This is a genomic window from Aquisalimonas sp. APHAB1-3, assembly GCF_048323695.1.
Lineage (GTDB): Bacteria > Pseudomonadota > Gammaproteobacteria > Nitrococcales > Aquisalimonadaceae > Aquisalimonas.
The window spans coordinates 1-22,639 of sequence record NZ_JBLWFT010000020.1 but is presented as its reverse complement, the minus strand read 5'-3'; the positions used below and the strand labels follow the sequence as shown (position 1 = coordinate 22,639).

General features: G+C 65.3%; 23 protein-coding genes and 1 riboswitch. Of the genes, 17 read left to right on the top strand and 6 right to left on the bottom strand.

Going from position 1 to position 22,639, the window contains the following annotated elements; genetic code table 11:
- Positions 1–591, bottom strand: a complete 591-nt coding sequence (locus ACNSTU_RS16900; RefSeq protein WP_290633562.1) for a 2-hydroxychromene-2-carboxylate isomerase — start codon at positions 589–591, stop codon at positions 1–3.
- A gap of 126 nt (positions 592–717) precedes the next feature.
- On the opposite strand from ACNSTU_RS16900, the gene hspQ reads away from it, so the two are divergent.
- On the top strand, positions 718–1,032 hold the full coding sequence (gene hspQ / locus ACNSTU_RS16895) for a heat shock protein HspQ (RefSeq protein WP_290633560.1): 315 nt from the start codon (positions 718–720) through the stop codon (positions 1,030–1,032).
- Positions 1,033–1,066: 34 nt separating this feature from the next.
- Here the strand turns inward: hspQ and ACNSTU_RS16890 are convergent, their stop codons facing one another.
- Positions 1,067–1,906: a universal stress protein gene (locus ACNSTU_RS16890; protein ID WP_290633558.1), complete on the bottom strand. Its 840-nt coding sequence runs from the start codon at positions 1,904–1,906 to the stop codon at positions 1,067–1,069.
- A 164-nt stretch (positions 1,907–2,070) separates the two neighbouring features.
- Between ACNSTU_RS16890 and ACNSTU_RS16885 the strand changes: the two genes are divergently transcribed.
- Together ACNSTU_RS16885 and ACNSTU_RS16880 are read left to right on the top strand one after the other, a co-directional pair.
- The gene (locus ACNSTU_RS16885) at positions 2,071–3,825 is read left to right on the top strand and encodes a PHA/PHB synthase family protein (protein WP_290636870.1); all 1,755 of its coding nucleotides are present in this window, start codon (positions 2,071–2,073) and stop codon (positions 3,823–3,825) included.
- A gap of 103 nt (positions 3,826–3,928) precedes the next feature.
- Complete coding sequence (locus ACNSTU_RS16880; RefSeq protein WP_290633554.1) at positions 3,929–4,915, top strand: zinc-dependent alcohol dehydrogenase family protein; 987 nt, start codon at positions 3,929–3,931, stop codon at positions 4,913–4,915.
- Positions 4,916–4,962: 47 nt separating this feature from the next.
- Here the strand turns inward: ACNSTU_RS16880 and ACNSTU_RS16875 are convergent, their stop codons facing one another.
- Positions 4,963–5,382: a hypothetical protein gene (locus tag ACNSTU_RS16875; protein WP_290633553.1), complete on the bottom strand. Its 420-nt coding sequence runs from the start codon at positions 5,380–5,382 to the stop codon at positions 4,963–4,965.
- Between the two features lie 133 nt (positions 5,383–5,515).
- Positions 5,516–5,645, bottom strand: a riboswitch (cobalamin riboswitch).
- Positions 5,646–5,847: 202 nt separating this feature from the next.
- On the opposite strand from ACNSTU_RS16875, the gene dctP reads away from it, so the two are divergent.
- Positions 5,848–6,891, top strand: coding sequence for a TRAP transporter substrate-binding protein DctP (dctP, locus tag ACNSTU_RS16870; protein ID WP_290633551.1), 1,044 nt, complete (start codon positions 5,848–5,850; stop codon positions 6,889–6,891).
- A gap of 77 nt (positions 6,892–6,968) precedes the next feature.
- Here dctP and zigA read toward each other — a convergent pair whose 3' ends face one another.
- The gene (zigA, locus tag ACNSTU_RS16865) at positions 6,969–8,177 is read right to left on the bottom strand and encodes a zinc metallochaperone GTPase ZigA (RefSeq protein WP_290633549.1); all 1,209 of its coding nucleotides are present in this window, start codon (positions 8,175–8,177) and stop codon (positions 6,969–6,971) included.
- Positions 8,178–8,304: 127 nt separating this feature from the next.
- Here zigA and ACNSTU_RS16860 point away from each other — a divergent pair, with 127 nt between their 5' ends.
- The 6 genes from ACNSTU_RS16860 (at position 8,305) to ACNSTU_RS16835 (ending at position 11,628) form a co-directional block, all read left to right on the top strand.
- A complete protein-coding gene (locus tag ACNSTU_RS16860) occupies positions 8,305–8,802 on the top strand; it encodes a hypothetical protein (protein WP_290633547.1) in 498 nt (165 codons plus the stop codon).
- The gene (locus ACNSTU_RS16855) at positions 8,799–9,716 is read left to right on the top strand and encodes an alpha/beta fold hydrolase (RefSeq protein ID WP_290633545.1); all 918 of its coding nucleotides are present in this window, start codon (positions 8,799–8,801) and stop codon (positions 9,714–9,716) included. The genes ACNSTU_RS16860 and ACNSTU_RS16855 overlap by 4 nt, the downstream gene beginning before the upstream one ends.
- 10 nt (positions 9,717–9,726) lie before the next feature.
- On the top strand, positions 9,727–10,332 hold the full coding sequence (locus ACNSTU_RS16850; protein WP_290633543.1) for an IMPACT family protein: 606 nt from the start codon (positions 9,727–9,729) through the stop codon (positions 10,330–10,332).
- Positions 10,333–10,338: 6 nt separating this feature from the next.
- On the top strand, positions 10,339–10,704 hold the full coding sequence (locus tag ACNSTU_RS16845; protein WP_290633541.1) for a hypothetical protein: 366 nt from the start codon (positions 10,339–10,341) through the stop codon (positions 10,702–10,704).
- 26 nt (positions 10,705–10,730) lie between these two features.
- Positions 10,731–11,099 carry a VOC family protein gene (locus ACNSTU_RS16840; RefSeq protein WP_290633539.1) on the top strand — a complete coding sequence of 123 codons (369 nt, stop codon included), beginning with the start codon at positions 10,731–10,733 and terminating at the stop codon, positions 11,097–11,099.
- A gap of 76 nt (positions 11,100–11,175) precedes the next feature.
- The gene (locus ACNSTU_RS16835; RefSeq protein WP_290633537.1) at positions 11,176–11,628 is read left to right on the top strand and encodes an FxsA family protein; all 453 of its coding nucleotides are present in this window, start codon (positions 11,176–11,178) and stop codon (positions 11,626–11,628) included.
- 84 nt (positions 11,629–11,712) lie between these two features.
- Here ACNSTU_RS16835 and ACNSTU_RS16830 read toward each other — a convergent pair whose 3' ends face one another.
- Entirely contained in the window at positions 11,713–12,519 is an 807-nt protein-coding gene (locus ACNSTU_RS16830; protein ID WP_290636866.1) for a hypothetical protein, read from the bottom strand.
- 215 nt (positions 12,520–12,734) lie between these two features.
- Here ACNSTU_RS16830 and pyp point away from each other — a divergent pair, with 215 nt between their 5' ends.
- The 3 genes from pyp to ACNSTU_RS16815 all read left to right on the top strand — a co-directional run bounded on the left by pyp (position 12,735) and on the right by ACNSTU_RS16815 (position 14,789).
- Positions 12,735–13,112, top strand: coding sequence for a photoactive yellow protein (gene pyp / locus ACNSTU_RS16825; protein ID WP_290636865.1), 378 nt, complete (start codon positions 12,735–12,737; stop codon positions 13,110–13,112).
- On the top strand, positions 13,112–14,302 hold the full coding sequence (locus ACNSTU_RS16820) for an AMP-binding enzyme (RefSeq protein ID WP_290630411.1): 1,191 nt from the start codon (positions 13,112–13,114) through the stop codon (positions 14,300–14,302). The genes pyp and ACNSTU_RS16820 overlap by 1 nt, the downstream gene beginning before the upstream one ends.
- Positions 14,303–14,423: 121 nt before the next feature.
- Positions 14,424–14,789: a phasin family protein gene (locus ACNSTU_RS16815; RefSeq protein WP_290630413.1), complete on the top strand. Its 366-nt coding sequence runs from the start codon at positions 14,424–14,426 to the stop codon at positions 14,787–14,789.
- 65 nt (positions 14,790–14,854) lie between these two features.
- Here ACNSTU_RS16815 and ACNSTU_RS16810 read toward each other — a convergent pair whose 3' ends face one another.
- Entirely contained in the window at positions 14,855–15,220 is a 366-nt protein-coding gene (locus ACNSTU_RS16810; RefSeq protein ID WP_290630415.1) for a DUF6164 family protein, read from the bottom strand.
- Between the two features lie 116 nt (positions 15,221–15,336).
- On the opposite strand from ACNSTU_RS16810, the gene ACNSTU_RS16805 reads away from it, so the two are divergent.
- The 4 genes from ACNSTU_RS16805 to ACNSTU_RS16790 all read left to right on the top strand — a co-directional run bounded on the left by ACNSTU_RS16805 (position 15,337) and on the right by ACNSTU_RS16790 (position 22,465).
- Entirely contained in the window at positions 15,337–16,299 is a 963-nt protein-coding gene (locus ACNSTU_RS16805) for an alpha/beta fold hydrolase (RefSeq protein ID WP_290630416.1), read from the top strand.
- Positions 16,283–17,032 carry a VIT1/CCC1 transporter family protein gene (locus ACNSTU_RS16800; RefSeq protein WP_290630418.1) on the top strand — a complete coding sequence of 250 codons (750 nt, stop codon included), beginning with the start codon at positions 16,283–16,285 and terminating at the stop codon, positions 17,030–17,032. The genes ACNSTU_RS16805 and ACNSTU_RS16800 overlap by 17 nt, the downstream gene beginning before the upstream one ends.
- Positions 17,033–17,179: 147 nt before the next feature.
- Entirely contained in the window at positions 17,180–20,785 is a 3,606-nt protein-coding gene (locus ACNSTU_RS16795; protein WP_418212760.1) for an EAL domain-containing protein, read from the top strand.
- Between the two features lie 39 nt (positions 20,786–20,824).
- Complete coding sequence (locus ACNSTU_RS16790) at positions 20,825–22,465, top strand: alpha/beta hydrolase (RefSeq protein ID WP_418212759.1); 1,641 nt, start codon at positions 20,825–20,827, stop codon at positions 22,463–22,465.
- The last annotated feature ends 174 nt before the right edge of the window (positions 22,466–22,639 follow it).

The window sequence follows — 22,639 nt, the reverse complement described above, 5'->3', positions numbered from 1 at the left end:
TCAGGCTCGACCCAGGGCCTCGATGACGAAATCGAGGCGATCCTGGCCGAAGAACATCTCGTCGCCCACGAACAGGGTTGGCGCACCGAATGCGCCGCGCTCCACCGCCTCATCCGTATTGGCCCGCAGACGGTCCTTCACGTCCTGCCGCTCAATGGCTGCGTGAAACTCTTCCGGGTCGATGCCGGCCTGCTCCACCAGTCGCGCAATGACCTCCGGGTCTTCGATATCCTGGTCGTGAATCCAGAACCCTTCGAACACGCTCTTGAGGTAGGCCGGGAAAACCGGGCTATCGATGTAAGCAACGGCGCCGCGCATGGTGGTGACCGTATTCACCGGGTGCCGTGACGGGAAGTTCAGCTCCACACCGTAGCGACGCGCCCAGCGCGCGAAATCCCGGCGCAGGTACTTGCCCTTGGCCGGGATGGCGGGCGGCGGCGTGTTGCCGGCGGCTTTGATGACGGCACCCAGCAGCATGGGGCGCCAGACGATCTCCGCGCCGGTATCGCGCGTGACGCGCGGCAACTGCGTCCACGCCAGGTAGCTGGCGGTACTGACAAAATCGAAAAAGAACTCCACCTGTCTGGTCATGGGGCCTCCGGGTCGTGGTTCTGTGACGGCCTTTGCGTTTGCGCGCAATGGGCCCCATAGTTCCCTTTAGAGACCGTGTTTGCAAGCTGACGCGCCGGAAAACCGGCGCCCGGCGGGGAGGGAGTGATGCAGGTCAGGCCGAAATTCTCCGTCGGCGACGTGGTCCACCACCGGAGGTTCGACTACCGTGGCGTGATCGTTGACGTGGATCCCGTTTTCGAGGGAACGGACGACTGGTACGAGGCCATGGCGCGCAGCCGGCCGCCGAAAGACCAGCCGTGGTACCACGTACTGGTGGACGGTGCGTTGCACAGTACCTATGTCGCCGAAAGGCACCTGCAGCCGGACCGGCTCGGGGGGCAGATCGACCATCCGGCGCTGGGGCAGTACTTCAACCGATTCATCGGTGGCCGGTATTACCGCGCTGGCTCGAGTCACTGAGCGGCCGTCCGAAGACGGCCGCTGCCACAGTTTCTCAGTCCGTATCCGCCGGGCGGAAGGCAAGCACCGGGCAATGGACGTCGTGCACCACGTCCCGGGCCACGCTGCCGAACGCCAGTTTGCCCATTCCCGTGCGGCCGTGTGTGGTCATGCAGACCATGGTGCCGGGCATGGCCGCCACGTATTCGCTGATCGCCCTGGCGGGCTTGGTGCCGTGCAACACGTCCCAATTCGCCTGCAGCCCGTATTCCTTGTGTATCTGACGCGCGATGCGCTGGACGTAGCCCGATTCAACGGTGTCGGCGGATAGTGCAGATGCCTGCACCTCCGGCTCCTGGGCCTGCACCAGAAATAGCTCCGCGCCAGTATCCCTTGCCAGTTGCGCGGCCGACGGGATGATTGCTTCCGACAGAGGCGAGCCGTCCAGGCAAACCACCAGCGTCCTGATCGGGCCATCCCAGTCGGCACTCAGGCGGGGACCGGTTAGTACCACGGGTCGCTCGGCGCGGTTGAGCATTTCGGTGGCGACACTGCCCAGAAGCATGTCCCCGACGGCGCTGCGGGCGTGGGTGGCCATGCAGATCATGGCGTCGGGTGCCTCCGCAATGACCCCCCACAGGGCGCTGTCCTCGGCACCCACGGGAACCGTGTTCAGATCAGCCTTGATGACGGAGATCCGGCTTGGTTCGATGCCGTGGTCCTGCGCTTCCCGGGCAAGCTCGCGACGTCGGTCCTCGCTGGACGACTCGGTGGGAATCACGGTCAGCAGGTGAACACCGCGGCCGGTCTGTGCCGCCAGTGCTCTTGCGGGGGCGATGGCGCGGAGGGAGCGCGGCGTCCTCTCCACGGGGACAATGATGTCAGCGGCTGTCATGTCGGGTCCTCCTGGGTGCGATGATGCGGCCGGTGAAAATCCGGGCGACTGTTCATACTGTGCGCCGCGCGCGAGGCGTTGGTCTTGATCCGGATCAACTGACTGGCAGCGGGGAGGGTGTTCAATGGAGGGCGTCACTCCGTTGCCCCGTGCCGGGAGGAAGCATGCCCAGAAGTACCGTACCGACTCAGGACATCAATCCGCCCGATGCGCCTCCCCCGATCGATCGTCTGGTGCGAGCGGCCATCGGCCGCGCCACCATGGGGCTTTCGCCGGCCGCTTTGCAGCTGGCCTACCTGGACTGGGCACTGCACCTGGCCAGTGCACCGGGCAAGCAGTCGCAGCTGGTGGACAAGGTCCTGCGCAAGGCGTCGCGGCTGGCGCTCTACGCCAGCCAAAGCCAGCGTGGCGGCGCGGTGCCCTGCATCGACCCCCTTCCAAATGATCACCGTTTCGACGCGCCCGAATGGCAGCAGTGGCCGTTCAATATCATCCATCAGTCGTTTCTGCTCACCCAGCAGTGGTGGCACAACGCCACCACCGGGGTGCGCGGTGTCACGCCCCACCACGAGGAGGTGGTCAATTTCGTTGGCCGGCAGATCCTGGACGTGTTCTCGCCAAGCAATTACCTGTTCTCCAACCCGGAGCTGCTGCGGCAGACGATGGAGGAGGGCGGTGCGAATCTGCTGCGAGGGGCCGAGCACCTGCGCGAGGACTTCCAGCGTGCACTGAGCGGTGCGCCACCGGCAGGAGCGGAGACGTATCAGCCGGGCGATAACGTGGCCGTGACGCCCGGGAAAGTGATTTACCGGAACCGGCTCATGGAACTGATCCAGTACGAGCCTGGGACGAAGACTGTCCATCCGGAGCCCATTCTGGTGGTGCCGGCGTGGATCATGAAGTACTACATTCTCGACCTCAGCCCTGAGAACTCGCTGATTCGCTACCTGGTGGAGGAGGGGTACACGGTCTTCGCCATCTCCTGGAAGAACCCGGATGCCGCCGACCGCGATCTCAGCTTTGACGATTACCGGCGACTTGGTTTGATGGCGGCGCTGGATGCCATCAGTGCGGTTGTGCCTGGCCAGCGCGTGCATGGCGTGGGGTATTGCCTGGGCGGCACGCTGCTGATGATTGCCGCTGCGGCCATGGCCCGCCAGCGGGATGAGCGGCTGGCCACGCTCACCCTGTTCGCCGCCCAGGCGGACTTCCGGGAGCCGGGGGAGCTGGGGCTTTTCATCGACGACAGCCAGGTCACTTTCCTGGATGACATCATGTGGGAAACCGGTCATCTGGACGGCAAACAGATGACCGGTGCATTCCAGCTGCTGCGCTCACAGGACCTGGTGTGGTCTGCGTCCATAAATCAGTATCTGCGCGGCGAGCGCATGCCCATGAATGACCTCATGGCCTGGAATGCGGATGCCACCCGCATGCCTTATGGGATGCACAGCGAGTACTTGCAACGGTTGTATCTGGATAACGAGTTCGCCGACGGCCTGTTCGAGGTGGACGGGGAAGTCGTCCACCTGGCCGACGTGGGCGCACCGTTCTTCGTGGTGGGCACTGAGCGGGACCACGTGGCACCGTGGACGTCCGTCTACAAGATCAATCGGTTGGCCCGGAGCCCGGTGACGTTCCTGCTGACCAACGGCGGGCATAACGCCGGGATCGTGAGCCCGCCGCAGCACCCGCGACGCCGGTACCGGGTCAACACCCATCAGCCGGACGAGCTGCTCATGCACGCCGACGCATTCGTGCAGCAGGTGCCGGTGCAGGACGGGTCCTGGTGGCCCGAGTGGCGGGAGTGGCTGCGGGCGCGTTCCGGCAACCGGCGCAAACCGCCGGAGCTCGGGGCGCCCGGTCAGGGCATCGTCCCCATGGAAGACGCGCCTGGGCAGTACGTGTTTCTGAAATAGGCTGCGCTCGAATCCGTGTTCGAACCCGGGAGCGTGGAAGCGCGCCCGGGGTGTACCATACGCCGGCGTATTCAGCCCATGTACACGAGCAAGGAGTATGGTGATGCTGCAGGCGATCTACGAACACCGCGGTCCGGTGCCCCAGGACGTCATCGACGCGGTGGAACGGGAGACCCCCACCCCCGGTGCCGGCGAAGTGCTCATGGAGGTGGTCGCGGCGCCGATCAATCCGTCCGACGTGCTCACGCTCACCGGCGAGTACGGCATGCTGCCACCTCTGCCGGCGGTGGGCGGCAACGAGGGCGTCGGGCGGGTGGTCCAGTGCGGAGAGGGCGTGGACGGCTTCAGCAGGGGGCAGACCGTGCTGCTGCCGGTCGGCTGTGGTTCTTGGGCAACCCACGTGCTGGCACCGGCCCGCAAGCTGGTACCGCTGCCCGACGACGCCGACCCGGAACAGCTGGCGATGATGACCGTCAATCCACCCACCGCGTCACTGCTCATGAGTGAGTTCGTGGATTTGCAGCCGGGAGAGTGGCTGATCCAGAACGCCGCCAACTCCGGTGTCGGTGGCTACCTGATTACCCTGGCGAAGCTCCGTGGCCTGAAGACGGTCAACGTGGTGCGGCGCGCATCGGCGGTGACACCATTGCAGGAGCAGGGTGCCGAGATCGTCCTGGTGGATGGGCCGGACCTGGCCGAGCGTGTTGCCGAGGCCAGCGGCCATGCCCCGGTGCGATTGGGGATCGACGCCGTGGGTGGATCGGCCACGGACCATCTGGCATCGGCCCTCAGCGACGATGCAACCCTGGTCAATTACGGCATGATGAGCGGCGATCCCTGCATGGTGGCGCCGCGGCACCTGGTATTCCGCAACCTGAGCGTGAAGGGCTTCTGGCTTGCCCGCTGGTTCCAGCACGCCACACGCGAACAGCAGCAGGGGCTCTACGGGGAATTGGCCGGCATGATTGCCTCCGGGCAGCTTTCGGCCCGCGTCCACGCCCGCTTCGACGTCGCCGACATCAAGGCGGCCGTGGCCGAGGCCGCCTCCGGTGAGCGGACTGGCAAGGTGCTGGTCACGCCCGCGGTCTGATCCGTCCGGGGCGGGGCGGATTGCGCCGCGCCCCGTTGACTGACCGTTCACGCCACGCGCTGGCGCCCTGGCAGTCGCAGCACCTCCCCCAGCAGCCAGGACGGCGTGGTTGAATCCCCGAGTTCCAGCGTGCCGTCGCGCTCCAGCAGTGCCCCGGCGCGATAGCTGTTCAGCATGTGGTGCACCCAGCGCGGGGCGCCGCCACGGGATTCCATGCGCTGCAGCAGTTCGATCAGTGCTTCCGCACCGTCCGCGTCCAGGTGGTCCGGTGCGTTGTGCGCCGCAGGTCCGCCGATGCGGTCCACGGCCGGGCCGATGAATCCGCGCCACTCCAGCGGCTCGACACGGGCGCCCAGCCCGTGAAGAACCCGGCGCAGCAGTGGATCGAGACGGGTCCGCAGAACCAGTGCGTGGTGTCCGTCGAACGCAGGGGTGGCTGTTGCGTAATGGGGTGTAATCGTCTGCATGTCGGGCTCCTCCGAACATCCCTGATTGTGTGATGCCGACGCGCCGGGTGGCCGGGCGGGCATCGCGGCTGGAGAAGCCTTCGCGGGTATCCGGAGGTGGTGTGCACCGTTGCCGGAGAACCTTGGCGCGAGGCTCCCGTAAACGTCTTCCGCGGTATTCGGGCTCGGCGAATGCATCCGCCATACCGTTGCGCGACAGCCCCGGACTCTCACCGGTGTTCCCCGCTGAACCATCACGATGTGGTGGTTCTTTTGAAGACGGGCCCAAGATATAGGTTGGTGTGGATCCGTGCAATAGCGGCCGGAACACATTCATGCACTGCGTGCATGGTGGGCGATGAGACGATTTCATGGGTTTGATGATTGACCCCTCCGATGGGCCATCTCTACGGTCGAAAGCAGGTCAACCCGCAGGGCCGGCCTGCAAGAGCCATAACAGGGGGGGCAACCCCGGGGAGGAGAAACATGAGCAGTACAGTAGCCATGGGAAAGTGGAGCGTGAGCGTGATGATCGGCCTTGGCCTGGCGTTGCCGCATGCCGGGGCGACAGCCGACGACGAGACCATCACCTGGCGTGTTCAGTCGCACTGGCCCAGTGCCAGTACCTCCTACGAAGCCAGTCTCGAGAAACTGCGGGATCAGCTCTACGAGCGCACCGACGGCCGGCTGGAACTGGAACTCTACGAAGCCGGGCAGCTGTTCGGCACCGACGAGATCTGGGCGGCCGTCGAGCGTGGCATCGTCGAGATGGGGACCACGTCGCCGTTTTTCCTCCAGGACCGCCTGTCCCTGGCCAGCGTTGCCGCTGGGCTGCCGTTCTCATTCCAGGAGGTTTGGGAAGCGGTGTACTTCTATCGCCACCTGGGATTCGAGGAGATGATCCGCGAGGAGGCGTCCGAGTACGGTGTTTTCTACCACCCGGACAAGATGCTCACCCAGGAGATCGTGCTCAGCGAGCCCATCGAGTCCATGGAGGATTTCGAGGGTGCGCGCATCGCCACGTCGGGGCTCAGTGAGACCGTGCTCTCGGAGGCAGGAGCCGCGGCCCAGTACGTGCCCGGCGAAGAGCTTTATCAGGCCCTCTCCACCGGTGTAGTGGATGGCGGACACTGGGGAGCGTACCAGGGTGCCGACAGCATGAGCCTCTACGAGGTCGCGCCCTATCACGTGGAGCCGCCGCTCAGCATCAGCGACGACACGTTCATATTTAACGAGGAGGCCGTAGAGGCGCTCCCCGAAGACATCCATGCCATTCTCATGGATACTCTGGAGGAGCACTACTGGGAGCGCACCAACGAGTACATCTATCACGAGGAGATGACCAAGCAGCGCGTGCTTGCCGAGGACGGGGTGGAGCTGAACCCCTTGCCGGATGATGTCCACGAGCGTCTGGTAGAGACCTCCGAGGCCCACTGGGACAATGTCGCCGCCGAGAGTGACGAGGCGGCGGAAGCCGTGGCCATGCTGCGCGAGTTCCTTCAGGATCTTGGCCACCTCGACGAGGATTGAGGCGGTCCGCTCCCTGAAGCAGGCCGGAACCTGCCACTCCGGGGGTGTCGTCCCCGGATGGCAGGTAGTCGCAGCCTTCAGGCGGGTTCCGGCTCTGTGAGGCCCCAGGCCGGGAACGGGTCCTCCATGCGCCGCCAGGCCTGCGGGCCGCCCGCCAGCTCCGAATCCGTGAGCAGGCAGGCGTCGAGCCGGGCCGTCAGCGCGTCGCGATCCATGTCGATGCCGATCAGCACCAGCTCCTGCTGGCGGTCCCCATGGGGTTCCTGCCAGCGTTCGCGGATGAATGCGGTGGCTTCCGGATCGTCGGGCCAGGCGCCTTCCGGCGCTGCCGCCCACCAAACCCCGGCTGCACCGTGCTCGGCGGCCGGGCCGGCCTGGGACCAGTTGCCCACCAGATCGTGCCGCGAGGCCAGCCAGAAGTGGCCCTTCGAGCGGATCACTCCGGGCCATTCGGAATGGATCAGATCCCAGAAGCGACGCGGATGAAACGGGCGCCGTGCGCGGTAGACGAAGCTGCTGATGCCGTATTCCTCGGTCTCCGGCGTGTGCTCGCCGCGCAGCTCCATTAGCCAGCCGGGGGCGCGCGCCGCCTGCTCGAAGTCGAACAGGCCCGTGTCGAGAACGGCGTCCAGGGCAACCTGGCCGTACTGGCAGTCCACGATGCGGGCGCGCGGATTGAGACTCCGGAGAATGCCGGTGAGGCGCTCACGTTCGCTGCGGGTGACCCGGTCGGTCTTGTTCACGACCAGCACATCACAGAACTCCACCTGGTCGACCAGCAGGTCCACCACCGTGCGTTCATCGTCATCGCCCGCCTGTTCGCCGCGGTCGCCCAGCTGATCCTGGGACGCGTAGTCCCGCAGGAAATTGGCGGCATCGATCACCGTGACCATGGTGTCCAGGCGGGCCATGTCCGAGAGGCTGCGCCCGTTCTCGTCACGGAACGTGAATGTTTCCGCCACTGGCAGCGGCTCCGAGATGCCCGTGGACTCGATCAGCAGGTAGTCGAATCGCTGTTCGGCGGCAAGGCGGTTGATCTCCACCAGCAGATCCTCGCGCAGGGTGCAGCAGATGCAGCCGTTGCTCATCTCCACCAGCTTTTCGTCGGCGCGCTCCAGGTGCGGCCGATCGCCGCGCACCAGGCTGGCGTCGATGTTCACCTCGGACATGTCGTTGACGATCACGGCGATGCGTTTGCCATGAGGCGCATGCAGCACATGGTTGAGCAGCGACGTCTTGCCGGCGCCCAGAAAGCCGGACAAAACGGTAACGGGCAGGCGTTCCATGGGGGTCCTCCCTGAAGGTGATGAAAGAATCTGGAATGTTATCATATAACATAACCGGAGTGACCACTGGAGTCGGGTGTCCTGTTAGACTCCCGATCCGAACCCCGGCGAGATGCAGAACCACATCATGACCACCACTGACTGGACCTGGCTGCCGTTCGAACAGGCGCATGTGCGCGCGCTGCTCGACCACGCTCTGGCAAGCGATCGGCATCATCCCACCCCGGATCAGATGCTCGAGAACCGTTACCGCATCACGGGGGCACCAAAGCCACCCTCCGGTGCCTTGCCGCCGCTGGAGCACATCGCGCTGGACGCGATCCCCGCGGGGCTGCATCTGCAGGTCGGCCACGGCCTCTGTCTGGTGAGCAACGGGCTGCGCGAAGGCGATGTCGGCGCCCTGTTCGCGCCCGGGTGTGACCCCGGCCGCGATGCAGACTGGCGGACCACCGTGGAGCGCGCCGCCGGCGTGGAAGCGCAGGTGCTGTGGTTGCCCGCTGACGCGGTGGAAGAGGTCCTGCAGGAGTGCGACGACACCGTCTGGCTCGGTCTGCGCCGCGACGAGGAGCGGTTCGGCGTCGAGGAGTACGGGCTCGCCTCCGCGCCGGGGGAGGCTGACGCATGACCGGCAGTGGATCACCGTCGCTGCGGGATCAGCTCGTGCCGTGGGAGCACCACACGGGGGACGGCTTCGCCGTGCGTGGCTGGCATTCGCCCCCCAGCGGCCGCCCTGTCATCCACTTCATCCACGGGAACGGGATGTGTGGCCTGGTGTACGAGGCGATGCTGAGCCGCCTGGCCCGGGATTACGACCTGTTCCTGTCGGACGTCCAGGGGCACGGCAACAGTGATCACGGCGGCGCCTTCCGTGGCTGGAACCGGACCGCGGAGATCTGCCTGGACGCATGGCAGCAGTTCGCGCCGCTGTGGAAGGGCGTTCCGGTCGTCGGCATGGGACACAGCTTTGGTGGTGTCATGATCGCCCTGATGATGGGGCAACGGGCCGATATCTTCGACCAGGGCGTACTGCTGGACCCGGTTCTGTTTCCTCCGGCCATGCTCCGGTCCATGGCGTTGCTGCAACTGCTGGGGCTGTCGCGGCGCACGCCCATGGCGCGGCAGGCGGCGCGCCGCCGTGACCACTGGCCCGATCGCGACAGCGCGTTCAAGGGCCTGCGTGGGCGGGGGATTTTCCGCGGCTGGCAGGACCGCTGCCTGCAGTCCTACGTCACCCACGCCCTGCGTGACGATACCGATGGTGTGACGCTGCGCTGTCGCCCCGAGCGTGAGGCGGAGATCTTCGGCTCATCGCCACGGAGGTTGTGGGGTACCCTGGGACGGGTGAGCGCGCCGGTGCTCATGCTGCATGGTGCCGACAGCTATCCGTTCGTGAGCGACGCCGCCCGGCGGCTACCGGGCGTGATGCCGGGGATTGCGGTCGAGCGGATGCCGGGCGGTCACTGCTTCATGCAGCAGGATCCCGAGAGCGCGGCAGAGCGCGTACTCGCAGCTCTGCCGTCGCGACACCGGGCGGCATGAGGCGCGGGCCATGAGTTCCGGCTACACGGTGCCCGCCCAATCGCTGGAACGGGAGATCGCCGTTCGCAGGAGCCGGTTCATTGCGCGCGCCAGCCGGGTCGAAACCCGGGCAGCGGCGCTGGCAGACGTGGAGCAGGCGCGCGCCGAACACCCGGATGCCCGCCACCATTGCTGGGCGTATCTGATCGGCGACCCGGTATCGGCCAGCACTGCGGCGAGCGACGACGACGGCGAGCCGGGAGGGACCGCCGGGCGACCGATTCTCAACGTCATCCAGCACAAGGGGCTGGGGGATGTCCTGGTGGTGGTTATCCGCTATTTCGGCGGTATCAAACTGGGTGCGGGCGGTCTGACCCGTGCCTACGCCCAGGCCACCGAGGCCGTGCTTTCGGAGTTGCCAGTTACGCTGCACGAGCCGGTCTGCGGCGTCACCGTGGCAATGCACTTTGCCCAGGAGCAGGCCATGCGCCACTGGGTGCAGGGGCATCGGGGCGAGGTTGACGCCATCCGCTATGGTGAAGGGGTTGGCATGGATATCACCATTCCCGTGGCCGAGGTCGACGCCTTCCGCGCCTTCTGCGCGGCGCAATCCATCACGATTCACGAGACTGTCTGAAAAACCATGAAGCAATCGGATCGCAAGCACCTGGAAGATCAACTGGCAACCATGCTGGGCCGCGCCTGCGAGGCGGCGCGGGAGGAACTGGACGGGTTCCAGTGGGTGACGCACGTTCTTGACTACAATGACGTGCAGCACAGCATTCAGGTGGTCTGGGTGTTCGACACCAACGCCAACCTGGCGGCCGCGCTGCGCGCCGGACATGATGCGTATCTCAGCCATCTCACGGCGGAGGCGCTGGACGCGGCCGGGTTGAGTGTCGGCGACGTGCGACAGCACGTCGGGTTCGACAGTGAAGAAGAGTGCGCCCGCGCCCACGGCGGTGACTGGCAGATCCGGTTGACGGAAGAGCCGGGCCGCCTTCACTGAGCAATGCAGCGCCGGCCGGAGGGTCCATGAGCGAAATGGAGCCGGAATTCGAGGCAATCAGCGCCGTGACCGTGTTCACGGCCGACATGGCCGCCGCGGTCGCGTTCTATCGTAAGCTCGGGTTCGAGATGCACTACGGCGGTGCCGACGCGACGTTCACGAGTTTTCATGTCGGGTCCGGCTACCTGAACCTGATGGCCGGGCGGCCACCGGAGGCGCTCTGGGGGCGTACCATCATTCATGTCTCCGACGTGGATGCCATGTACCGCCGTGCCGTGCACGCCGGGCTGCAGCCGGAAGCGGAACCGGCGGATGCGTTCTGGGGTGAGCGCTATTTCCACATCCAGGATCCGGACGGCAATGAGCTCAGCTTTGCCCGGCCACTGACAGGTTGACTGGTGTCGGGATTGCATTCCGCGACTCTCGCCGCCATCTCCCTGTGAAACCCGTTACAACGTGCCGAGGTCGATCGTGCCCGCGTTACTCCTGTTACTCATCATTGTTCCCCTGGTCGAGATCTTCATCCTTATTGAAGTGGGTAAGGTTGTCGGTGCGCTCTCGACCATTGGTCTGTGCGTGCTCACTGCCGTGATCGGGGGGCTGCTGCTGCGCCAGCAGGGGATGGAAACACTTCGGCGCGCCCGGACCAACATGGATCGCGGCACGGTTCCGGCGGTCGAGATGTTCGAAGGCATGGCCCTGGCAGTCGGTGGTGTCATGCTTCTGACCCCTGGGTTTGCCACCGACCTGATCGGGTTCGCCTGCCTGATCCCCTTTACCCGGCGCCTGGTGGTACACGCGCTGATGCGGCGGGTGCACGTTCAGTACGGCCCGATCGATGGCCAGGCAAGGCGGCGTCCGCCCTCCGGGCAGGATGCGATCGAAGGCGAATTCGAGCGGCGCGATCAGGACCGGCACTCGTAGCCCTGGAGCCGCAGTGTTGCGGTCGGGTGACGTCGGTCGGGAACGGTTGTCGGTGTTGCGGTGTCGCACGTTAGGATGTGGGAATCATTGGTGCCCGCACGCGGAGAGCGTGCCACGATCAGTTGGGAGAAGGTTATGCGTTCGGCAGTACGAGCCGTGACTCTGGTTGCGTTGATTGGCCTGCCCGCCGCCGCCATGGCCATGCAGCCCGGCGCCGGCTCCGCCGCGGACAGGACGCCTGGTGCCGGGGCGGCGGGTCAGTCGGGAATGCAGGGCGGGCAGCCTGGTGCGGGTGCCGGACCGGATCAACAGGGCGAGGCCGATCCCGGTCCGCCGGTCCGGGAGCGGATCCGGCAGGAACAGCAGGCGGGTGAAGACCCGCACCAGTCCCGTCCCTCTGAGGCGCCCGGTGGCGGCCTTGGCGACGGTGGACAGCCCGGTGGCATGCCGGGTGCGGCGCCGGGTCAGCAAGGGCAAGGCGGAGCCGCCGGTCAGCCTGGTGTTGGCGCCGGAGCCCAGGGTGGTCAGGCTCCCGGACAGCCGGGTGCAGGGGCTGGCGAGCAGCCAGGCACGCAGCCCGGCGGGCAAGGTCAAGGTGCCCCGGGTGGAGTTGGTGGTGCTCCCGGCCAGCAGGACGTGCAGCCTGGTGCCGGTCAGCAGGGTGAGGCCGGTCAACAGCCACAGCCTGGCGAGCAGCAGCCCGGCGCAGGCCAGCAGCGGCCGGGTGGGGAACAGCAGCAACCCGGTGCCGAAGAGGCTCGGCAGCCGCAGACGACTCCGGGGCAGGAAGCGCCGCAGGATCAGACACCGCAGGACACGCCCGGGGCGGAGACGGATGACCCGGCTCCCAGCGGCGGTAGCCCGGGCATGCAGTAAGCGGCGCGTCCACACAACAGGAAGTGCTCCGAGAGCCGGCCACGGTGACGTGGTCGGCTCTTTTCGTTCCCGGGGACTGGGTCAGGGTGATGCCGCGCCGAGCTGGTTTGTGACGGCCGTCTCATATCGCTTATCAGTAGTTGTACAAATGTTGTATATATCTGTACAACAGTGGGTGTTGTTTCACATCAAGCCGGTTATTGGCCGGGCGACGCGACTCAGGAGGTTGCATGGAAGTTGTTGGATTCGGTTCGGATGATATCGAGAACACCCTTGCCAAAATGTCTGATGGAGACCTGGACGGGCTGGCCTTCGGGGCTATCCAGCTGGATCCGTCCGGCAAGATTCTCAGCTACAACAAGGCGGAAGGGGAGATCACCGGGCGTCAGCCCGATGATGTGATCGGTAAGAACTTCTTCACCGACGTGGCGCCCTGCACGGACAGTGACGAATTCCACGGCCGGTTCAAGAAAGGGGTTCAGGCGGGTGACCTCAACACCATGTTTGAGTACACGTTCGACTACCAGATGAAGCCCACCAAGGTGAAGGTTCACATGAAGAAGGCGCTGGTGGGCAACAGCTACTGGATCTTCGTGAAGCGGCTGTAATGGTCTCACCGCGTGAATGTACCGGAGCGCCTCTTACCCGATCCGGGTGTGAGGCGCTGATCGGCGAGCTGATTGCCTGCGAGCTCGCCGATCAGCGCGGCGAAGACGTCCGCTCCATGCAGGGCCTGCTGTCGCCCGATGCCCCCATGAACGACGCCCCGCTGCGCATGGACTCGCTGGAGTTCATGGCCGCGGCGCAGGCGGTGAACGCCTTCTTCCGCCTCCACGCGGTAGGCACAGAAGATTATCTGCTCCGGTACCGGACGATTGGCGAATGGGCGCAGGTGGTTCTGGAGACGATGCGTCAGGGCGCAGATGGTATTGCCTTCCGCAGCGGGGGGACGACGGGGGCGCCGTCGACGCGGTTCCAGTCATGGGCGCACCTCGACTCAGAGCTTGATCACCTGGCGTCCCTGATCAACGGTACGGGCCGGATCCTCCTGCTCGTACCCTGTCGCCACATTTACGGCTGCATCTGGGGGCCCTTGCTGGCGTCCCGGTTGCAGGTGCCTCTGCTCTCAGGCCCGGAAGCAGACGCAGCCGTTCACGGTGGCTTGCAGGCGGGCGATCTGGTGGTCGCGTTCCCCGAGCGCTGGGAGTACCTGGCTGCGAGCCTCGGACCGTTCCCGCGAGGCGTTGTCGGTGTGACGTCAACGGCGCCCTGTCCGGAGCACCTGTGGCCCACACTTGCCGGCGCGGGCCTCACCCGGTTGCTCGAGATTTACGGCTCGTCCGAGACGGGCGGAATCGGGTGGCGGGACGCGCCCGGGGAGCCGTTTCATCTGTTCGGTCACTGGCGGCCCCACGGGAACGCAGCCCTGGTACGCCCGGACGGGTTCCCTGTGGATCTTCCCGACCATGTGATCTGGGAGGGCGACGCACGTCTCCGGCCCTCCGGTCGACGAGATAAAGCCGTCCAGATTGCCGGCGTCAATGTGGTTCCGTCGGCGGTGCGCGAGCGCATGCAGCAGTGCCCGGACATCGAGGCCTGTGCCGTGCGAACACGCCAGACTGCGCATGGCCAGCGTCTCAAGGCATTCGTAGTGCCCCGTACCGATGACGAGGCGACCCGCGAGCGGATTGCCGCCTGGCTGCATGCGCAGCTTACGGCGCCGGAGCGGCCGGCTGCCGTGACGTTCGGCGACGTACTGCCGCGGAATGACATGGGCAAGCTGTCGGACTGGTCCTGAGGACCCGGGTTCGGCCAGCGAGAAAATATACCGGAGAAATGTTGCGGCGCGTCATAAGCTTTGCTATATTGCACCGCAACAAAGGCACGTTGCCTTTGCCCCATGAAAAGGAGACGTTGCTATGAGTAATGAAACTGTTGCCCAGGTACAGAAGCAGTTCGACAGTGTGGTCGGCGCCCCGGTGCGCACCTACGCGAGCCTGGTTCTGGATCACTTCGAGCAGATCGCCAAGGTGCAGTCCGATGCGGCCAAAGCCTACGCCGACACCGCGTTCAAGCAGGTCCGCACGGCGCTGGACGTGAAGGATCCGTCCGACGTACGCGCCTATGTCGAGAACCAGCAGAAGGTTGCTCAGGAACTGGGTGAGCGCGTGAAGGGTGACGCCGAAAAGGTGGTTTCCCTGAACCAGGCCTTCGTGGAGAAGGCGCAGAAGGTGGCCCAGGACAGCGCCACGAGCGCGTCCGCCGCGGTGAGCAAGGCCAAGTAACCGGCTTCCGCTCCACAATGACCGCCATCCTCTCCCGGAGGGTGGCGGTTTTTTTTGCCCGCGACTCAGCCGATAAGCCCAAGGAACGGTGTGATCGAGAAGTACAGAATCGCAAGCACGATGCACAGATAGAGCACGTGCTTGACCGGGTCCCGCAGGAACAGGGTCGTGAACGTCTCCTGGGTGCCTTCCCGCCGTTGCTGTTCGTAATCCGCCCGCGCCTGCCGGGCGCGCTCTTGCTGATAGTTGTCCAGCAATGCCTTGGCGCGCGGATAATCATCGTTATCCCGCAGCCAGATGGCGCCCATGGATAGGCCCCACCGGTTCGGCGGTGTCTCGTAGAAGTCCATTGCATGCTCACGCAGCATGGCGCGCACGTCGTCGGCCTCGTCCTCGGGGACGTTGCGCAGGTTGAGCAGGAGCTTCGCCATGGGTCCTCCGTTCGGGTGGATCACCATGATACCTGACAACACTTCTGAGAAGGTTGGTAAGTCGGGTTACTATCCCCGGAACAGCAATCGCGCTCATGCCTGCAGGGAGGTTGTGGATGACCTGGGTGCTCCTGATCATCGTTGCGCTGGTCGTGGCTCTGTGGTTCTGGCTGGACCGGCGTGCCGGGTCCGCACCCGCGGTCGAACCGTTTGACGGCCAGAGCTTTGCGATCGGTGCGGCGAGAGTGTATCGACGCGGCGCGCCGGACGCTGACCGGGCCGTGATCGCCGTGCACGGATTCTGCGAGAGTCCCGCGTATTTCACGGCTCTCTACAAAGATCCGCAACTGGAGCTGATTCTGGTCGGCAACGGCGATTATCACCCGGCCCTATCGGCGACCGACCGTGGAGCGCCGCCGTGGTCGAGGGCGCCGGAATCGCCACTGGGCACTATCGGTTACGAAGCCGAGGTGGTGATCCAGGCGGCAGAACATCTGGCCCGGGCTCCCCTGGTGCGGGTTCACGGGCACTCCCGCGGTGGCGCGGTCCTGGTGGAGGCGGCGCGGCGCCGGCCGGATCTGTTTGCCGGTGCGGAAGCCGTGCTGGAGGCGCCGGTGTTGCCCCGGGCGCGCCAGCCCCGGGAACTCCCCGGCGTCGTTCTGCTGCTCCTGCCGCTGTTGCTGCCGTTGTGGCGCCTGCAACCGGTCAATCCGCGCAACGAACGGCTTTGGGGGGATCTGTCTGACGCCCGGAAACGGCACCTGATCCGGTCGTTGCCGTTCAACCCCCGCCGGGCGGTGATCATGCGCCGGAATCTCGCCGATATAGCCAGGTGGGTGCGCGAACGGCCGATCGACGATCTGCGCCACCTGCCGGACCGCCTCGTACTGGTGCCGGAGCATGATCGCATTCTGGATCCGGCCGCCATGCGCCGCAGTGCCGAAGCCGGTGGCGCGCGCATCGCAGTGGTTGGCGGCGTCAGCCACTTCGTCACCCTGGACGTGCCGGAGGCCATACCTCCTTTGCGTGACCGGGATGTGGCCGAGACGGCAGAGGTGAGGCATGAGCAGGGAGCTTGAGCACAGCCACGACCCGGACGCGATCCGACGTCGTCTGGCAGTATCGCCTGCGCCGAGCTACCTGCGCGACTCGATTCTCGGCGGTATCGACGGCTGCGTGACCACCATTGCGGTGGTCGCGAGTGTCGCCGGCGCCGGGCTTCCCGGGGTGGTTGCCTTCGTGCTCGGTCTCTCCAGCCTGGTCGCTGATGGTTTCAGCATGGCTGTGAGCAACTATCAGGCGGTGAAGAGCGACCACGATGCGCGGGCGCGACTGCGGGAACAGGAAGATCGGCACATACGGCTCGATCCCCGGGGAGAGCGGGAGGAGATCCGGCAGATATTTCGAAGCAAGGGGTTCGACGGAGACACCCTTGAGCGGATCGTGGAGACCTTGACGGCGGATGATCGCCTCTGGATCGACACCATGATTCAGGAAGAGCACGGCATGGCTCTGCAGGGCCCGTCACCGTTGAAGGCCGGAGCCGCCACCTTTGCCATGTTCCTGCTCGTGGGTGCCGCTCCGTTGCTGCCGTTTCTGATACCGCTGATGCAGGGGCAGGCGTATTTTCTCGCGAGTGGCGCGGTGGCGGGCGTGGCGCTTTTCGCGATCGGTTGGGTCAAGGGGCGGGTGCTTGATACGCCGCGCTTAAGGGCGGGCGTCGAGACGCTGCTCATGGGCGGTGGTGCCGCGGTGGTGGCCTTTGTCCTCGGCGTGTTCCTGGAGCCCATGCTGGCTGAATTGCGCCTGTGAGCAGGCACGCCGGATTCGCGCTCGAGCCAAGGATCCCATATCCTCGTGCAACCCAAAGGGGATAACGAAAACAAGCCGGCCGGCTGAGCCGGTGTCCTCGGCGCTTCGCCGGAGACGCATCGGGCACTGAGTGATTGGGTGGCGTGATTGACTGAGTTGCTGGAAACCCACACTGGTTTGATCTACCAGTTGCAGGGGCTTGCGTTCATCGCCCTTGGCGTCGTGGCGTTGATTCTTCCCAGGCGTGGAGGCGCACTCCACCTGGCGCGGACCCTTTGGCTGCTGGCGGCCTTCGCGCTGTTGCACGGGCTCGCGGTGTTCATCGGGTGGGAGATCGCCCGAGAACCGGCGGCCTGGCTGCTGGCGGTCAATGCCGTCGTCCTGCCGACGTCGTACCTGGCGCTGCTGGAGTTCGGCCGCCGTACGCTCAATCATCTGCCGAACCGCGTACGGCTACCTTCACCCACCGTTTACCCGCCGCTGACGCTGGTGGTGCTGGCGGTGGTCCTGATGGCGGGTACGACTCCCGACGCACTGTTCGCCGCGTCCAGAATCGGCCTCGGGCTACCTGCCGCATTGTTGGCCGCCTGGGCGCTCTGGGCCGCGAGCGCGGTGCGGCCCGTCCATGCCGCCGTCACGCCCCATAGATCGTGGCTGCGTCTCGCGGCCGTGGCCATGGCCGGCTACGGCCTCATGATCCCGGTCCTGAGCACCCCCGTGCCGGGTCTTCCCGAGTGGTTGCCGACGCAGGACGGTTTCCTGGCCCAGACTGGTGTCCCCATCCGCCTGAGCCGTGCCCTGGCGACGGTGACAATGGCGATCGCTCTGGTCGGACTCGTGCGCCGGGTCAGTGCCGAGAGCAGCGAGGACCATAACCGTCTGCTTGGCACCATCAGTGGTTTCATTTACCGCTGTGATAACAAACCGGAGTGGCCTGTCTCCTACCTCGCTGGGAATATCAAGGAGATGACCGGCTACGATGCCGCGGACTTCCTCGACGGCAAGGACGTCGTTCTTGATGATCTGGTGCACCCCGATGACAAGGACCTAGTGTGGCGTTCGGTCCAGGAGGCGATAGCCGAGCGTCGGGAGTTTGGCGTTGAATACCGTTGCGTGCTGGGAGCCGGCAAAGGCCGCTGGTTCTACGACCGCGGTCGGGGTGTTTTCGACGACAAGGGAGAGCTGCGTTTCCTGGAAGGCCATACCATCGACGTGACGCCCCTGCGCGTGGCCCGGACGCGGCTTGAGCGGTTCCGGGCGACGCTGGACCGGACGCTGGACGCCGTTTTCATCTTCGAGGCCGAGTCGTTGCGGTTTACCTACGTGAACGAGGGTGCGCAGCGGCAGACCGGGTATTCCCGTGACGAATTGCTGGCCCGGCACCCTTATGAACTGACCATGCACTATCCGGAGTCCCGCTACCTCAGCGAGCTGGTTGAGCCCCTGCTGTCGGGAGACAAAGAGGTGATCCGGTTCGAGACGGAGCACCTGACCCGTGATGGTGGCCGGGTGCCGGTGGAGGTGTTTCTGCAGTGTGTCGCCCCCGGCGATGGCGACGCCCGTTTCGTCGCCATCGCCCACGACATCTCCGAGCGCCTGGAGGCGGAGCGCATCCTCAAGGAGGCCAACGATCGCCTCGAGCAGGCGGAACAGCACGCGCGCCTCGGTCACTGGGAGGTGGATCTGCGCACCGGCGGCACCTACTGGTCGCAGGAGATGTACCGTCTCATGGGGTTTGAAGAGCATGCGCGCGTTCCCTCGCTGGAGCGATTCCTCGAGCATGTCCATCATGAGGACCGCGACGCCGTGCGCCACGTCTGGACCTCCATGCCGGCGGAGGGGTACCCCGTCGGCGAGGTGTTCCGAACCAGCCCCGAGGTGGGCTCGGTACGTTATCTGGCGCCGACCTACCGCTTGATGAGCAATGGATCCGGGTTGCCCGACCGCTTCTCCGGCACCGTGCAGGACGTGACCGGGCAGCACCGGATGATGGAGGAGTTGCGACAGTCCGAGCGGCAACAGACGCAGCTGCGGCAGGTCGCGCAGCGGGAGCAGGGGCGGATGGCTGCCCTGCTATCGGGGATGAGTATCGGCATTCTGTTCGAGGACCGGGCAGGACTGGTGGAGTACGTGAATCCCGCGTTCAAGCGGATCTGGTCCATCGATGTGGAGCTGAATCTCGTCGGGCGGCCCACCACGGAGGTGCTGGAGCACTCCACGCACCGATTCTCACGGCCCGATCACGCCTCCAAGCACGTGCTGCAGGTGCTGGACACCCACGAAATCAGCGAGCGCTTCGAGCTGGATCTCTACGACGGCCGGATTCTCACCCAGGTCTCTTATCCGGTGTCGGATACAGAAGGTCGGCTGATCGGGCGGCTGTGGATCTACGAAGACGTGACGCACGAGCGCCAGACCGCCCAGCAGCTCGTTTACCTGGCAGAGCACGACCCGCTCACCGGACTCCACAATCGCCACCGCTTCCAGGAACATCTGGATCGCATGCTGAAGACGGCGCGGCGCCTCGAATCCAGGTTCGCACTGATGTACTTCGACCTGGATGACTTCAAGCACATCAATGACAACTTCGGCTACCGCGCCGGCGACACCGTGCTGGTGCGTGCGGCGGGGGAGGTGTCCAGTCTGGTGCGCGGTGGCGAGGTGTTTGCGCGGCTCGGTGGCGACGAGTTCGCCATTCTCGCCGAGATCTCAAGCGACGATGAACCAACCCATCTGGCAAAGCGGATCCTGCATGCCATTACCGCCATCCCGCTGCGTTTTCGGGGCAGTAACCTGCGGCTTACGGCCAGCTTGGGTATTGCGCTCTTTCCGGCTCATGGCACCGAGGCCGACGATCTGGTGGCGCACGCGGACGCTGCCATGTACCAGGCCAAGAATCAGGGCAAGAACACCTGGGCGGTCTACGACCCGGAGCGCAGTGATACCGAGGCCATGCTGGAGCGCATGTCGTGGAGCCAGCGAATCGCTCAGGCGCTGGACCACGGGCGATTCGAGCTGCACTTCCAGGGGGTCTATCATGCCGCAGACCGGACCCTGAGCCACCTGGAAGCGCTGGTGCGAATGCAGAACGAATCCCCGCACGGGGATCTGCTGATGCCGGGGCAGTTCATTCCGCTGGCCGAGAAAACCGGTCAGATCATGGAGATTGATCGCTGGGTGCTGCGTTGCGGGATCGAAACGCTGCAGCGGCACCCCTCGGTGCCAGCGTTGGCGGTGAACGTCTCCGGGCGAAGCATCGACGAACCCGGCCTGCCGCACTTCATCAGGGAGTCGCTCGAGCAGCACGGCGTCGACCCCGGGCGGCTCATCATCGAGATCACGGAAACGGCGGCGGTCGCGGAGATGCAGAATGCCCAGCGTTTCATCGAGCAGATGCACCAGACCGGCTGCGCCGTGTGCCTTGATGACTTCGGGTCGGGTTTCTCCACGTTCGCCTACCTCAAGTATTTGGCGGTTCGTGTGCTCAAGATCGACGGCATGTTCGTGCAGGATCTGCCCAACAATCCGGACAATCAGGCGTTCGTGCGTGCCATGATCGATGTGTCCCAGGGGCTGGGAAAACGGACGGTGGCCGAGTTCGTGGAGAACGAGGACACCCTGCAGATGTTGCGCTCCATCGGCGTGGATCTCGTGCAGGGCTATCACCTGGATTCCCCGGTGGCGGACCACCCGAGCCTGTCGGCGGACACTGCCGCGCGTTCGGGCACCTGGGACGATCGAGGCGAATCCTAGTAGACTCGGGCCCGTTCGGTTCAACGGGAGTTGCACGGCATGCAGTGGGTTTGGCGGTGGTTGCGCCAGTTCTGCACGACAGGACTGCTACTCGGAACGCTGTTCTTCGCTTTCTCGCTCACCCCCAGCCTCATTCCGCGGCCCTCCGTCATTCAGGGCGTGATCTCCGGCGTGTCGTTCACTGCCGGTTACACCCTGGGTGTCATGGCCCGCTGGCTGTGGAACTATCTGGAACTGCCGGTCCCCAGCGTTCGCCTCGATCGCCTGGCGCGGATCGGCGCCGCGGTGGTCTGCATGCTCTTCGCCATCGGCTTTCTGTGGCAGGCCTCCGAGTGGCAAAACACCGTGCGCGCACTCATGGAAACGGAGCCTGCCGGTGGTGTGCAGCCGCTTACCGTTGCCGCTATTGCCATGCTGGTGTTCGTCGTGCTGGTGCTGCTGGCCCGGCTGTTTCTGTGGACGTTCCAGATCCTGTCCCGGCGCCTCGAGCGCTACGTGCCCCGGCGCGTGTCTCACGTGGTCGGCGTGTTTGCCGCACTGGCGTTGTTCTGGTCGGTGGTGGACGGCGTGATCTTCACCCTGGGGTTGCGGGCCGCGGACAACTCCTATCAACAGCTGGACGTGTTGATGCAGGATGACGTGGCGCGGCCCGATGACCCGGTCAGCACCGGCGGGCCAGAGTCCCTGATCACCTGGGAGGAACTCGGCGGGCGGGGGCGGCGCTTTGTCACCTCGGGGCCGACGGGCGACGAGATCGGTGACTTTCTTGGTGAACGGGCGCCGGATCCGATCCGGGTGTACGTGGGTCTCAATGCGGCCGATACCCCGGAGGAGCACGCTGATCTGGCGCTGCAGGAGCTCCTGCGTGTCGACGCCTTTGAACGCTCGGTGCTGCTGCTGGCCACGCCGACCGGGCGCGGCTGGGTCGACAATGCGGCGCAGAACCCGGTGGAGTACATCCTCCGCGGCGATGTGGCGACGGTGACTGCACAGTATTCCTATCTCCCCAGCCCGTTGTCGCTGATGGTGGAAGGCGAGTACGGCCAGGAGACCGCCCGGGCGCTGTTCAATCGCGTCTATGGGTACTGGAGCGACCTCCCGGAGGATGACCGGCCCGACCTCTACCTCCACGGCCTGAGCCTCGGTGCGCTGAACTCCGACCGCTCCTTCGACGTCTACGACATCATTGACGACCCATTCCATGGCGCCCTGTGGAGTGGGCCGCCGTTCCGTAGCGAGACGTGGCGGACGGTAACGGCGGGCCGCGATGCCGGCTCCCCCGCCTGGCTGCCCCGTTTCCGGGACGGCTCCGTGGTGCGCTTCATGAATCAGGACGGCGGGCTCGATGATTTCGACACGGACTGGGGCCAGTTCCGCATCGTCATACTGCAGTACGCCAGCGATCCGGTGACGTTCTTCGACCCCATGTCGTTCTACAGCGAGCCCGACTGGATGCGCGAGCCGCGCGGACCGGACGTGTCCGACGATCTGCGCTGGTTCCCGGTGGTGACCATGCTGCAGCTGCTCGCCGACATGGCCGCTGGACGTGCTCCCACCGGGTACGGCCATGAATATGCCGAAGCCCACTACATCGAAGCGTGGGTCGCCTTGACGGAGCCTGACAACTGGAGTGACGAAGACTCGGAGCGGCTCGAGGCACTGTTCGACGAGCGAGAGTGAGGCCGTCCCCGGTCGGGGCGGCTGGTCCGGATCCTTGAACGTCTGGAGGTACTAACCTTTAACAAAGTAAAGCCATGGTGTTAGGCTTTCGCCCATGGAATGCAAACGCTCGAACGACGGTCGTACCATCGACAAGGCAGCCATGCATGCCCTGCGGATGCAGGCGATCAAGGC